Genomic DNA, 13,538 nt, shown 5'->3' with positions numbered 1-13,538 from the left:
TGATCTGCATAACCCTTCGGCGAATCGAGGCAGACATGCAGACCAATCCCAGGCTCAACATCCGGAAAGTCAGCTGGTCCAATCCCGTGGGGGCCGACCTGCGCGCTGCACAGCAGGCGGAACTCGACGCCCGCTTCGGCTGCGCCGACCACGAGCCCGGGCCCAAACCCTCGGAAGTGGATACCGCCGTCTTCCTGGTCGCCTACGACAAGGGGTCGGGCCAGCCCGTTGGCTGCGGAGGGCTCCGCCTGCTCGACTCCACCACCGCCGAGATCAAGAGGCTCTACGTCCTCCCTTACACCCGGGGCTCCGGGATTGCCAGCTCCGTTCTTGCGGCCCTTGAGGCAGAGGCGCATGCGCTGGGCATCACCCGGATGACGGCAGAAGCAGGCTCGGCCCAGCCCGACGGCCGGAACTTCTACCAGAACGCTGGCTTCGAACCGGTGCCCAACTTCGGTCCCTACGTCGGCGTCGAGCACTCGTACTGCTATGCCAAGCCCATCAACGCCCGCAGTGCGGCCCACACCGCCATGGCCTAGTTGTCACACTCGGAACCGGTGGACCGCCGTCGACTAACCTCGCTGTATGGCAACCGCAGACATTACCTTCCGCACCCGCAAATGGGTGCGCCCTGAAGACCTCAACGCGAACGGCACACTCTTCGGAGGGAGCCTGCTGAAGTGGATTGACGAGGAAGCCGCCATCTACGCCATCCTCCAGCTGGGCAACGGCCGGGCTGTCACCAAGTACATCTCCGAAATCAACTTTGTTAGCTCGGCGGTCCAGGGCGATCTGATCGAAATGGGTTTGACGGCCACCCGTTTCGGACGCACGTCGCTGACCATGAGGGCCGAAGTGCGGAACATGATCACGCGCCAGAGCATCCTCACCATCGAGGAGATTGTGTTCGTGAACCTGAGCCCCGGCGGCAAGCCGGAGCCGCACGGCTACACCGAAATCACCTACGACCGCGACCGCATCCCCACCCACCATCTGACGGAAACGGTTCCGCAGAACTGAACCATCGGCCGTCGCGCCCTTCCGCCGTAACCGGCGCTGACCCGCTTAACCGGCCAGGACCAAGGCCGCCCATGCGGGGCGGGGCGGCTCGTGCGGGGCCTGACCGCGTCAGGAACGTCCGACGGCGGCTGCCGGGGTTTTGCGGGTCGCCACCCGGAGCAGGCGGTCGCGCAGGGGCTGGCCGCGGTCAGCGAGCGCAAGGCGTGTCATGCCCGAGGAGGCCAGGCGGAGAAGCTGTGTCCGGGCGACGCGCTGGCTGTCGTAGGCCCTGAGCGCCGCCGGAGCGGGACTGCGTGTTCAGCAGCTCGGCGAGCGTGACAGCGTCCACGAGTGCCTCCCAGGCACCCCGGCCTAGGTTCGGCGTCATGCCGTGCGCGGCGTCTCCCACGAGCACGGCTCCCGGCCGGACGTAGCTTGTGAGCATGGGCACCGTCCAAATGCGTTGGGCCAGGGACGTCTCGGGTGTGGCGGCTTCCAGCACACGCAGGATGGCAGGAGCGCCGCCGGCGAAGCGCTTACGTGTCTGCCGCATAGCCTCGGCTACGTCCAGGCGGACGGGGCCCTCCTCTGAGCGGAATGACGCGTACCAGTAGGTACGGCCGCCCGACGCCGGGGCGATTCCGAAGAGCGCCCCGCGGCCCCAGTACTCGCCGCCTTCGTCATTGCCCGCACTCTCGGGCAGGTTCCCGCAGGACCATGCCGCCAAAGCCGGCACCGGCCCGCCGGATATCCGGCAGGATCCCGAGCACTGCCAAGGCAGCGTGTGCGTCCGGCCACATGGCAAGCGACGCCTCCACCAGCGGCAGCCCGGGACGCTGCTCGTACAGGGTGACATCGAAGCGCTCCGGATCAAGGCCCGCCGCGAATGCGAGACCGGCCACGCCGCCACCAATGATGCTTATGGCCTCCATGGACCGATGTTAAGCCCGACTGCGGCACTGCCCGATTGGCAGCCGGACCTTTAAGCAGCCCCCCAGCATGAGCGGCTTTCCCCGCATAAGCGGCCCGGGGCAGGGCCGCCTGAGCAGAGCCGGGCCGCCTGTGCCTAGCGGAACCCGGGTACCGTGAACGGACCTAGGCAGACGGCCAGCCGGTGTAGGCTTCGGCGAGGTAGGCCTGGCCGTGACGTGATGAGACCACGGAGTTGAGCTCGCCGAGCTGGCGTGCCCGGGAGAAGTCGTCGGCGTCGGCGGGGGTGTGCAGCATGGAGGTCATCCAGTAGGAAAACTGTTGTGCTTTCCACACGCGCTCCAGGGCGCGGTCGCTGTAGGAATCCAGGAGAGCCGTGGCGCCGGTGCTGTAGTAGCTGTCCAGGCCTTCGAAGAGCACCTTGACGTCGTGGATGGCCAGGTTCAGGCCCTTGGCGCCGGTCGGCGGGACGGTGTGCGCGGCGTCCCCTGCCAGGAACAGCTTCCCGTGCCGCATGGGAGTGTGCACGAAGCTGCGGAACTTCAGGACCATCTTGTCGATGACCGGTCCCTCTTTCAGCTCGAAGCCGTTGCCGTTGACCCGGCTCCGGAACGCCTCCCAGATGCGTTCCTCGCTCCAGTCGTTCACGTCCTCGTTCGGGTCACACTGGAAGTACATCCGCTGCACGGTCTCGGTGCGCTGGCTGATCAGCGCGAAGCCGTTCTCGGAGTTGGCGTAGATGAGTTCGTCGGCGCTGCGGGGCGCTTCTGCCAGGATGCCGAACCAGGCAAACGGGTATTCGTGGAAGTACCACTTGCGGTGGGCCTCGGGGATCTGGAGGCGGCAGTGGCTGCGGGAGCCATCCGCGCCGGCAATGAAATCGGCCTGCAGTTCGCAGTCGATGCCATCGGCATCGGTGAACCAGACCTTGGGGGAGCCTTCCAGGTCGTGCACGCTGGTGTCCGTGACGCTGTACCGGACGTCGCCGCCGTCGGCCTCACGCCGTGCGGCGAGGTCCATGAAGACGTCGGTCTGCGGGTAGAGCCAGACCGACTCCCCCACCAGTTCCTTGAAGTCGATGCGGTGGCTTTCGCCGTTGAAGCGCAGTTCGATGCCGTCGTGCCGGTCGCCTTCGCGCAGCACCCGGTCTGAGACGCCTCTGTTCACCAGCATGTTCACGGTTCCATGCTCGAGGATGCCCGCGCGCACGGTCTCGGAGATCTCCTGGCGGCTGCGGATCTCGATGACGGTGGATTCGATGCCCGCCTTTGCCAGCAGATGGGAGAGCATGAGGCCGGCCGGGCCGGCGCCCATGATGGCGACCTGGGTTTTAATGATCTTGCGTGCTGCCACGATGTTCCTCGCTTCGTTGCGGGGCCCTCGGCGTGAATACTGGGGCCGGCGTTGCTTCTGCCCTACAGTCTGCGCCCGAGAGTGTGAACGGCGTTACGCCGATTCCATTGAACGGAACTCGGTTCCAGATTCGACGTCGCCCAGGCGCCGTGCGATGCCCCTGGCTGCCGTCTGCAGCGCCGGCACCAGGGCCTGCAGGCGCACCTCCTCCTTCAGCGGAACGACGACGCCGAGGGCGGCCACCGAGCGCTTCTTGCCGTCCAGCACGGGAACAGCAATACCCCAGGTGTCGGGGTCGATCACGCCTGCGAGCTGGGCGTAGCCCACGTGGTGCGCTTCGGCGAGCAGCGCGCGGAGGTTCTCCACAGTCACCTTTCCGGCCGGATCCTTGAACTGCCCAAGGTACCCGGCCTGCACGGACGGCGGCTGGTGGGACATCAGTGCCAGGCCGGCAGAGGAGACGTGCACCGCGAGGCGCCCGGCGATCTGCGCGCGGTTGGCGACGGAACCGCGGCGGGAGAGCCGCTCCACGAAGAGGGCCTCCCAACCGTCGAGCACCGCGAGGTTCACGTTCTGATTAAGGACGTGCTGGATGTCCTCCATGAACGGCATCGCGGCCTGCCGCAGAGCGAGCGTCGGTGAATTGCGGTTCACGATTTCCCACAGCCGCAGGCCCAGCCGAACGGAACCACCGGGAGTCGTTTCCAGGAGCCCGTGCCCCGCCAGCTGCCGGACCAGCCGATGCGCGGTGGTCAGCGGAAGCTGCGCGCGGACGGCAAGTTCGGAGAGCTGCAGAACAGAAACCCCTTCAGGAAAAGCGGCGATGACGCGCACCACGCGGTCCACCACAGAGTCGCCGGAGACGGAATTGGCCACAGTCACTGCTTCCATTGAATGGTTTTCGTGGTCCCAGATTACATCCGCTGGTGATACAAATCTCATGTCGGCCGGTTGGCACGCCCGGCTGACCGCTTTCTTCCCACAGTCCCGACCGAACAATGAGGTTCCCATGACTACGCTCCCGGCCACCCGTCGTTCACAATGGCCCGTTTGGCTTTGCTGGCTCGCCATGGTGCTGGACGGATTCGACCTGGTGGTGCTTGGCACCGTAATTCCAACTCTAATCAAGACCCAGGATCTCGGGTTCGACGCTGTCGGAGCCACCTATGCCGCCACCATTTCGCTGGTCGGCGTAGGCATCGGCGCGCTGTTCATCGCACCGCTCTCCGACCGCTTCGGACGCCGCCGCCTGCTCGTGGCCTGCGTGGCATGGTTCTCCCTCTTCACCCTCGCTGTGGTGTTTGCCCCCAATGTGGCCGTGTTTGGCATCTTCCGGCTTCTCGCCGGCGTGGGCCTGGGGGCCTGCCTGCCCGCCGCACTGGCCTACATGAATGACTACGCACCCGCCGGCACCGCAGGAAAATCCACCACACGGACAATGACCGGGTACCACGTGGGCGCCGTCGCCACCGCGTTCCTCGCGATCCTTGTGGTCCCGGACTGGCGCATCATGTTCGTGGTCGGCGGCGTGGCCGGCTTCGTGCTCGTGCCGTTCCTGTGGTTCCGGCTCCCGGAAACCCTGCCCCCTGTCCACGCGGAACACGGCAAGGACACCAGGGACACAACGGCTCCACCGGCACCTGCACCAGCTTCGGTCCACGCTGCGCGGACACACCGCCCGATTGCCGTCCCGGCAGCCGAGCCGGAAGCCTCGCCCGCGTCACTCGTGCCGGCTGACGCCTCCGGAGAACGCGCCAGCTTCCGTGACCTCACGAAAAAGCCCTACCCGCTGGTGGCGCTGGGCATTGCCGTGGCATCCTTCATGGGCCTCCTGCTCGTATACGGCCTCAACACCTGGCTGCCGCAGCTCATGTCCTCAGCCGGCTACACCGTGAGCACCGGCCTGGTCCTCCTGCTCGTACTCAACGTGGGCGCCGTCGTAGGCCTGATCATCGCCGGCATCCTGGCTGACAAGCACGGGACGAAGAAGATCGTGCTGCTGTGGTTCGGCCTCTCCGCCGTGTTCCTCGCCGTGCTCAGCGTCAAGATCCAGAACGAATTCCTGCTCAACGCCGCCGTCTTCGTCACCGGCGTCTTCGTCTTCAGCTCCCAGGTCCTGGTCTACGCCTGGGTCAGCCAACTCTTTCCGGCCCGGCTACGCGCAACCGCGCTCGGCTTCGCAGCCGGCGTCGGCCGCCTGGGGGCCATCATGGGCCCGGCCGTCACCGGATCCCTCGTGGCCGCCGGCATCGCCTACCCTTGGGGCTTCTACGTCTTCGGCGCCGCTGCCCTGCTTGCCGTCATTGCCCTGGCGACCGTCCCCCACACCATCGCCCCGGCACCCAACCAGGCACCCGCCGTCGGGCACTCCTGAGGGCGGACTCCTGCTGCCCCCTCTTACAACCGGCCCTGCCCCGCATGACCGGCCCCACCCAGGGCCGGTCAAGCGGGTAGGGGCCGGTCATGCGGGAGAAGGCCGGTCAGCGGGTGCGCGCCTTAAGCACCACCACGTCGAACGTCTTTGGGTTGGTGACCCCGAACTTGGCGTTCACCGCGGCGAGCTTCTCCCCGAACAGGGCCGCCGTCGTCGGAATGTTGAAGTTCCTGCTCCTGAGGACTTCCCGTACCGTTCCCGAAGAATCCCGGAAATCAACGTGGAGGCGGCTGATCTGGTTGAGGAAGTTCTGGACCGCCCAAACGGTATCGCCCTTTACCACGATGCCGTCGACGTTCGGAAGGGTCACCCCCGCGATTCGGGCACTGTCGCCGGTCCTGGGGTTGACGGTGTAGAGGGCCTGGTTGCCGGAATGCGCCACCACGAGGGTGCGGTGGTTCCGGGCGCTGGCGATCCCGTTCAGGTTGAACTGATCCCCTGCGTCAGCTGCGGGGCCCTTCAGCTGCAGGGTGCGGACCTTGCCTAGGTCACCGTCCTCGTCCACGGGTACGAAGTAGAGCTCAGCCTGCCGCGAATTGGTGAACCAGGCGCCGCGGTCGGTGAGGGCGACGTCGTTGATGAACGATGCCTTGGTGGTCAGTTGGATGGTTTTGATGGTCTTGCGGTCGTCGGTGTCGTAGACATAAGCCTTGCCTGCAGGACCCCCGGCCACGAAGAGGAGATCATTGCGGTTGTCGGCCTTCATGCCCACGGCCATCCTGCCGGCAGGCGCGTCGATGAACTTCTTGGCTGATCCCTTGCGGATGTCACCGCGGAAGATGTCCCCTGTTGCCAGGTCGCCCGCGAAGAAGGTGCTGCCTTCACCGGCGGCGATGCCTTCCGCGCCCTTGGCGCCCGGAAGGACAATGACCGCGTGCCTGTCCCTTGCGTGGTCCTCACCGGCTGACGCCGGCAGTGCCGGCAGTGCCGGGACAAGGAGCGCCGCGACGGCGACCAGTCCGGCGGCGGCACGACGGCGTGCGGAACCTGGATTTTTTGTACTGAGGCGCATGGTGCTCTCCGGAGTTAGCTGATTTTCCGTGCGAGCGTGCCGTGTACGGGAGCTCCGCACGATGGTCTTTTCAGTGTAGGTTCGGCCTATGCGGCCCGCCAGACACGCCTGGTAAACGGGGCGCCATCGCGCGACCGCAAGGACTTCCCGTGATCGGAACGCAGCCGGAACGCAGACGCAACCCATCCGTAACAGCACCCGGGCAGGATGTGACCATGAAGCCTAAAGCGCCCCTCCCTGCCGTGGCTGACTTGAGCTGCGAAGTCTGCGGCCAGATGCCCGAACCTCCCAAGAGCCGCCTCACCGCAGCCAACGTGGCCGTCATGCTTCCCATCGAACTGCTCGTGCACGCACTCGTGGTGCAGACGGATTTACCCTACGTGGCCAAGGTCCTGGTCCTGACACTGACCGCCACCGTACTGGTGATCTGGGTGGCAGAACCGTCAGCGGCGCGCATCCTGCGGCGCTGGATCCATGCGCCGGCACTCCGGCACCGGCGCCGGCTCGGCAACGCGCCCGCCCTCTGGAGGGCACGGACCATTCTGCGGGATCAGCCCGGCTCCCTGAAGAGAATCACCCGATCGCTGTCCTTGCTGGACACCAACATCCTCAGCATCCACGTCCATCCGATCCGCGGCGGCGTCCTGGATGAGTTCGTGCTGGCCGCACCGGGCGAACTCAGCGAGCGCCAGCTCCTGGAGGCGCTGAGGGACGGAGGCGGCAGGCAGCCGCAGGTATGGCCCACCACTGCCCTTGCGATGGCCGACGGCCAGACCAGGGCGCTTAGCCTCGCCGCCCGCATCGCCGCGGCTCCGGAGGAACTGCCGCTGGCTGTTGCTGAGCTGCTGTCCGCCCGGATCCTCGACCCGGCCTCCGAAACGGCCCGGATTCCCGGTGAGACGAACGACGCCGGGACGCTCCTTAAGATTCCCAGCGCATGGCACGGACCCATCACCTTCTACCGCCCCGGGGAGCCGTTCACGCCGGCAGAGTCCGCGAGAGCGCACAGGCTCGCGGAACTCGCGGAGATCACCGCCATCAGCATGGCTGCCGGCCGCGGGCTCCAGGACGGGCTCACGCCGCGGGCGGACGCGCAGGCTAATGGGCCGGAGGCTAATGGGCCGGAGGCTAATGGGCCGGAGGCTAATGGGCCGGAGGCTGATGCGTCGCGGGCTGCCTCGCAGCATCGGGCAAGGCCCGCACGCCGGTAGATGACTGACGAAGCCGGTGGGCGCAGATAGCCGCCCACCGGCCTTTTTTGTGTCCCCACCCTGCGCGTACCGGCCAAGCTCCTGCGCTCCCCGGCCCAGCTTCCGCACCTCCTGAACCCGCCCGGCTGCAGTCACAATCGGTCAGCAGGCGATATCGGCGCCCGAGTTCGAGGAAGACCTTGACAGTGCCCCACGTCACTTCTAGCTTTGTTTTTGGGATCCCAAATTGGGATCCCAAAGCCAAGGCGCTTCCGGAACTGCCGCTACCGGCTCCTCACAGAATTTTCGCCGCAAACCTGCGGCGCCCTGAATCATCAAGCCCACATCCCTGTCCGTAAACTTCCCCGTGAAGGAGAAGCTGTGTCCATCCCCAATACCAATGCAGTGACCGCAGAGGCTGAAGACGCTGAAGTCCCAGGCGGCAAAACCGGCAAGGACGGCGTGCAACGGCGCACCAACGTCCGGTGGAAGCTCTTTCTGCTGCTGCTCGTCCTGGTCGCCGTCAACTACATCGACCGCGGCTCCATATCTGTCGCACTGCCCATCATCCAAAAGGAGTTCAACCTGGCCCCCGAGCTCGTGGGCCTCCTGCTCTCCGCCTTCTTTTGGACCTACGCCCTCATGCAGATTCCCGTGGGCTGGCTGATCGACAGGTTCGGTCCGCGCAAGGTCATGACAGCTTCCTGCGTCGGCTGGGGCGCCGCCACTGCAGCCTCGGGCCTGGCCGGCGGATTCCTCAGCATGTTCATCGCCCGCCTGGGCATCGGGGTGACGGAAGCAGGCGTCATGCCCGCCGGCGGCAAGCTGAATGCCATCTGGATGCACAAGTCCGAACGCGGCCGCGGCGCCACCATTCTGGACGCCGGGGCTCCCCTTGGCGCCGGTCTTGGCGGCATCATCATCGCCGGCCTTATCGCCTCCACGGGCAGCTGGCGCTTGGCCTTCATCATCGCCGGTGCCGCCACCGTGCTCATGGGCCTGGCCGTCTGGTGGTACGTCCGCGACAACCCCCGCCAGCACCCCGGCGTCAATGCTGCGGAAGCCGAATACGTCGAAGCCTCCCATGCAGCCGAGGATGCCGAGGCCGAACTGGACGGCAGCAAGGGCAAGCGCGCGCTGCTTCCCTACCTGAAGTTCCGTTCCTTCTGGGCCATGTGCTTCGGCTGGCTGGGTTTCAACGGAGTCTTTTACGGACTGCTGACCTGGGGCCCGTTGTACCTCGCCCAGGACAAAGGCTTTGACCTGAAGACCATCGGCTGGTCCACCTTCGTGATCTTTGGCGCAGGCTTCGTCGGGGAAATCCTGGGCGGAACCATCGCCGACAAGTGGCGGGCTGCCGGAGCGTCAGCGAACCGCGTCATGCGCACGCTGCTGGGCATTTCCAGCGTCGTGGTGGTTGGCGGCCTCATAGGGGTGACCGTCATTGCCGACCCGATCACCGCCGTCGTACTTCTCTCCGTGGTGATGTTCTTCCTCCGGTGGGTAGGGCTCTTCTGGAGCATCCCCTCCATCCTTGGCGGCCGCACCAACGCGGGTGTCCTCGGCGGGGCCATGAACTTCAGCGGCAACATCTCCGGATTTGTCACGCCGATCGCCGTCGGCCTGATCGTCGGCGCCACGGGCTCCTACACCTGGGCCCTGCTCTACTTCGTGGGCTCCGCGATCATCATGGGCGCCTCCGTACTGACCTTGAACTACAACAAGCGGCTGCCTGTCTAAGCTAGCCACGCAGCACCTGCTCCCGGCCGGGAGCGCTATGCCATACAAGAATCCGAAATGGAGCACCATGCTTGCCGCAGAAGAGACCCAGGACAAGGAACGCCCCCTCCGCGAGGCGGTCCGGGACACGCTCCGAAGCCGGATTTTTGAAGGGCATTACGCTCCCGGCACCCGGCTGGTGGAACGCGATCTGGCAGCGGAGTTCAACGTTTCGCGGCTCCCGGTCCGTGAGGCGCTGCGCATGCTGCGGCAGGAAGGCCTGATCAGCGACCGCGGCGCGCGCGGGGCCGAAGTCAGCACGCTCAGCCCCAAGGACGTTGAGGACCTGTTCGACGTCCGGCAGTCGCTCGAGGTGCTGGCCTGCAGGCTGGCCGCCGTCCGGGCGACCCCGGAGGACCTCGCCCACCTCAAAGGCCTGCTCGATGAGGCGGAGCATTGCCTCGCCAAGGGCGCCGTGATGGAAGCACACCGCGCCAACAGCGAATTCCACGATGCCATCACCGGCATCGCCGACAACAACTTCCTCAAATCCGCCCTTGAACCCCTGCAGGGACGCATGCACTGGCTGTTCCGCCACGTCAGCGACCTGCCGGAACTGATCCAGGAACACCGCGACCTCTACGACGCGATCGCCAGCGGCGACCCCGACCGTGCCGCCGCCCAGTCGGCCTCGCACATCGGCAAGTACCGCGAACAGTTCCCCGAAGACTTCCAGAAAACCGAACCAACGCTGCATCGGAAGAAAAAATGAAACTGCTCGTCATCAACCCCAACATCAGCGGCGACGTCACCGCCCTCATCGAGTCCGAGGCGCGCCGCTCCGCCGCCGAAAACACAGAACTGATGATGCGCACCGCCGGCTCCGGCGTGGAGTACATCGAGACCCGCTTCGAGTCGCTGATTGCCGCCGGCGCCGTCGCCGAAATCATCGCCGAATACTCCGCGGGAGCGGGCGCTGCCGACGGTCCTGCTCCCGACGGTCCTGCCGCAGAGGACACCACTATCGACGGCATCGTGGTCGCTGCCTTCGGGGACCCCGGCATGCCGGCCCTGAAGGAACTCGCCGACCTGCCGGTCATCGGCATCACCGAAGCGGCCCTCTGCGCGGCGGCCCTGCAGGGGCACCGTTTTTCCATCGTCGCCATCTCGGACCGCATCCGGCCCTGGTACCTGGACTGCGTGGAGCGCTTCGGCCTCACCGGCCGGCTGGCGTCCATTCGTTCCATCAACGAAGCGCTCAGCGCGATCAGTTCCATCCAGCAGGACTTCAGAGAAACACTGTTGACCCTCAGCCGGCAGGCCGTAACAGAGGACGGGGCCGACGTCGTCATCCTGGCAGGCGCGCCCCTCGCCGGGCTTGCCCGGGAACTTCGCGGCCAGATCCCGGTCCCGGTGGTGGACGGCATCTCGGCGGGCATCCGTATGGCCGAGGCCGTGGTGGGGATGCAGCCAGGAGCACAACGTGCCGGCGCCTTCAGCGCGCCGCCCGTCAAAGCCCGCAAGGGGCTCTCCGAAAACCTCGACGCCGCCCTCACCGCCGCGCAAACGGCGGCGCTTGCCGCCGCTCCCGCGGCTCCCGCCGGCTAGCTCAGCTTTCCGGCAAGATCTTCCCCCGACAAATCTTCCCCCAACAAGGAGGACAACGATGTCCCACATCCCAGAACTCGTCATCGCCAACGGCACCGTGGTGAACAGCTTCGGCCGACGGCAAGCCCACATCGTCATTCGGGACGGCAGGATCAGCCGGCTGGTTGATGCCTCCGGGCAGGTTCCCGACGCCGGGCGGACAGTGGACGCGGCAGGTCACCTCGTGATCCCGGGTGGCGTGGACGGCCACTGCCATGTGGCCCAGGTGACCGGACGCTTCCGGACCCTCGATGACTACCGCACCACCTCCACAGCGGCGCTCTGGGGCGGCACCACCACCATCATCGACTTCGGCATCCCCCGCGACTCTTCGGAAACGCCGCTCGCTGCCGTCCTGAACAAAAAGGAGCTGGCCCGGGAGTCACGCTGCGATGTCGCACTGCACGGCTCGGTGATCCGCTGGGACGAGACGGTGCCGTGGCAGCTGGAACAGCTCGCCGCCGAGGGGGTGCGGTCGGTCAAGATGTACACCACCAACCGTGGGACCACCATGGCCGACGGCGACACCATGCTGAAGGTGATGCGCGAGATGGTGCGTCTCGACGGCCTGACCTATATCCACGCCGAGCACGACCCCATCATCGTGGACTGCACGGAACAGCACTCCGACGACGGCAGGATCGGCATTGAACACCTGCACCGGACGCGCCCGGAACTCGCTGAGGAGGTTTCAGTCAAGGAAACCCTGGCCATGGCCCAGTACACGGGTGCGCCGGTCTACTTCGTGCACCAGTCAACGCCCGGCGCCGTGGACCTCGTGACTGACGCCCGAGCCCGCGGCCACGAGGCGTACTCCGAGACCTGCCCGCACTACCTCACCCTTGATGATTCGGTCTACGGCTCGGGCTTCCCCGAGTGGTACGCCTGCTGCCCGCCGATGCGGAGCGCTGAAACGGTCGCCGCGCTGAAGGAACGCCTGAGCGACGGCGCCATACACACGGTCTCCTCGGACCACTCCTGCTACGACCTCTCGCAGAAGCGCGAGCGGACCGACGACATCCGGGCCATGCCGCACGGCCTGCCGGGCGTGGAAACGCGGATGCCGGTGACCTTCACAGCCATGGCTGCATCCGGCAGCCGCGTTGAGGACTTCGTGGAGGTCTTCGCCGCCGGTCCCGCCAGGATCAACGCCGTCCCGGGCAAGGGGACCATCGCAGAAGGCTTCGACGCGGACCTCGTGATTTTCGATCCCCTGGAAGAGCGCACGGTGGACGGCGCCGGCCTGCACATGGGGACGGACTTCTCACCGTTCGACGGCAGAAAGCTCACGGGCTGGCCCGCCGTCGTGGTTTCTGCCGGGCGCGTCGTGCTGGACGCAGGAGGCTTCCACGATCCCGGGCCTGCTGGGCGTTACATTGCACGCAACGGCTTCCGCGAACACGCCGCAGCAGCTGCCGCTCCCGCCGTCGCCCCACCCGCCCCCACCCCCGCTACGTTTTAGGAGCATCCATGGCTTCCGCAGCACGCAAGACCCGCATCGGCATGATCGTGCCGTCCTCCAACACCTGCCTGGAACCGCAGAGCTACCGCATCCTGGGTGACCGGGACGACGTCACCATCCACTTCACCCGGATCCCGGTGGTCCGGATCGCCCTCGATGATTCCTCGGACAAACAGTTCGACCCCGCCGTAATGCGCGAGGCGGCCCGGCTGCTCGCGACGGCGGACGTGGACGTCATCGCCTGGAACGGCACCTCGGGATCATGGCTCGGGGCCGGGCACGACCGCGAACTCGTACGCGAAATTGTAGACGCCACCGGCATTCCCGCCACCACGTCCACCCTGGCCTACCTGGAGGCGTTCCGGGCGTTCGGCATCGAGCGGATCGGACTGTTCACCCCGTACACGGAGGACGTCAACCGCGCCGTGATCGCAGCCTACGAGCGGGATGGCATCAAGACACTGGACCACCGCTTCCTGGGCTTGAGCGACAATGAATCCTTCGGCCGGGTGACCGACGACGAAATGCGCCCCGGCTCCCTGGAACTGGCGGCAGCCGCCCCGGACGCCCTGGTCTACCTCTGCACCAACCTGTACGGGGCCAACATCGCCGCTGAAATCGAAGCCGGAGCTGGCGTCCCCGTATTGGATTCGGTGGCCGTGACACTGTGGCACTCCCTCAAACTCGCCGGTGCCCCCTTGCTCGCGCCGAAGTGGGGGAGGTTGCTGGCGGGCTGAGGCCCTGCGGCGCGTGAAGCGCCGGGGGCCGCTCCAGGCCGGGAGCGCCCCGCCC

Annotated in this window: 13 protein-coding genes and 1 pseudogene; 9 read left to right on the top strand and 5 right to left on the bottom strand. The window is 66.4% G+C overall.

The genetic code is table 11. From position 1 onward, the window contains the following. Positions 1–35 precede the first annotated feature (35 nt). Together M1E01_RS00565 and M1E01_RS00560 are read left to right on the top strand one after the other, a co-directional pair. Positions 36–539: a GNAT family N-acetyltransferase gene (locus M1E01_RS00565; RefSeq protein ID WP_457973190.1), complete on the top strand. Its 504-nt coding sequence runs from the start codon at positions 36–38 to the stop codon at positions 537–539. Positions 540–585: 46 nt separating this feature from the next. After that, positions 586–1,020 (top strand): acyl-CoA thioesterase, encoded by a 435-nt coding sequence (locus M1E01_RS00560; RefSeq protein WP_457973189.1) that lies wholly within the window; start codon positions 586–588, stop codon positions 1,018–1,020. A 187-nt stretch (positions 1,021–1,207) separates the two neighbouring features. On the opposite strand, the gene M1E01_RS00555 is transcribed toward M1E01_RS00560, so the two are convergent. The 4 genes from M1E01_RS00555 to M1E01_RS00540 form a co-directional block, all read right to left on the bottom strand. Next, positions 1,208–1,726: an FAD-dependent monooxygenase gene (locus M1E01_RS00555; RefSeq protein ID WP_457973188.1), complete on the bottom strand. Its 519-nt coding sequence runs from the start codon at positions 1,724–1,726 to the stop codon at positions 1,208–1,210. Continuing rightward, positions 1,680–1,931 carry an FAD-dependent oxidoreductase gene (locus M1E01_RS00550; RefSeq protein ID WP_457973187.1) on the bottom strand — a complete coding sequence of 84 codons (252 nt, stop codon included), beginning with the start codon at positions 1,929–1,931 and terminating at the stop codon, positions 1,680–1,682. Before M1E01_RS00550 ends, M1E01_RS00555 begins: the two co-directional genes overlap by 47 nt. Positions 1,932–2,094: 163 nt before the next feature. Beyond that, entirely contained in the window at positions 2,095–3,243 is a 1,149-nt protein-coding gene (locus M1E01_RS00545; RefSeq protein ID WP_457975025.1) for a 4-hydroxybenzoate 3-monooxygenase, read from the bottom strand. Between the two features lie 132 nt (positions 3,244–3,375). Continuing rightward, positions 3,376–4,158 (bottom strand): IclR family transcriptional regulator, encoded by a 783-nt coding sequence (locus M1E01_RS00540; RefSeq protein ID WP_457975024.1) that lies wholly within the window; start codon positions 4,156–4,158, stop codon positions 3,376–3,378. A gap of 133 nt (positions 4,159–4,291) precedes the next feature. Between M1E01_RS00540 and M1E01_RS00535 the strand changes: the two genes are divergently transcribed. Next, positions 4,292–5,656, top strand: coding sequence for an MFS transporter (locus tag M1E01_RS00535; protein WP_457973186.1), 1,365 nt, complete (start codon positions 4,292–4,294; stop codon positions 5,654–5,656). Positions 5,657–5,762: 106 nt separating this feature from the next. Here the strand turns inward: M1E01_RS00535 and M1E01_RS00530 are convergent, their stop codons facing one another. Then, the gene (locus M1E01_RS00530) at positions 5,763–6,728 is read right to left on the bottom strand and encodes a hypothetical protein (RefSeq protein ID WP_457973185.1); all 966 of its coding nucleotides are present in this window, start codon (positions 6,726–6,728) and stop codon (positions 5,763–5,765) included. A gap of 215 nt (positions 6,729–6,943) precedes the next feature. Between M1E01_RS00530 and M1E01_RS00525 the strand changes: the two are divergent. From M1E01_RS00525 to M1E01_RS00500, 6 genes and pseudogenes are all read left to right on the top strand, one after another. Further along, positions 6,944–7,765, top strand: a pseudogene (locus tag M1E01_RS00525) (amino acid-binding protein); the annotation flags it as partial. A 534-nt stretch (positions 7,766–8,299) separates the two neighbouring features. Next, positions 8,300–9,658, top strand: coding sequence for an MFS transporter (locus M1E01_RS00520; RefSeq protein ID WP_457973184.1), 1,359 nt, complete (start codon positions 8,300–8,302; stop codon positions 9,656–9,658). A 67-nt stretch (positions 9,659–9,725) separates the two neighbouring features. Then, positions 9,726–10,409 carry a GntR family transcriptional regulator gene (locus M1E01_RS00515; protein WP_457973183.1) on the top strand — a complete coding sequence of 228 codons (684 nt, stop codon included), beginning with the start codon at positions 9,726–9,728 and terminating at the stop codon, positions 10,407–10,409. Further along, positions 10,406–11,245: an aspartate/glutamate racemase family protein gene (locus M1E01_RS00510; protein ID WP_457973182.1), complete on the top strand. Its 840-nt coding sequence runs from the start codon at positions 10,406–10,408 to the stop codon at positions 11,243–11,245. The genes M1E01_RS00515 and M1E01_RS00510 overlap by 4 nt, the downstream gene beginning before the upstream one ends. A gap of 58 nt (positions 11,246–11,303) precedes the next feature. Further along, positions 11,304–12,746 (top strand): amidohydrolase family protein, encoded by a 1,443-nt coding sequence (locus M1E01_RS00505; protein WP_457973181.1) that lies wholly within the window; start codon positions 11,304–11,306, stop codon positions 12,744–12,746. An 8-nt stretch (positions 12,747–12,754) separates the two neighbouring features. Continuing rightward, entirely contained in the window at positions 12,755–13,483 is a 729-nt protein-coding gene (locus M1E01_RS00500) for a maleate cis-trans isomerase family protein (RefSeq protein WP_457973180.1), read from the top strand. Positions 13,484–13,538 lie beyond the last annotated feature (55 nt).

It is taken from the genome of Arthrobacter sp. D1-17 (assembly GCF_054130535.1).
Note: the sequence above shows the minus strand (reverse complement) of the source record. Positions and strands in the feature narration are given on the sequence as shown.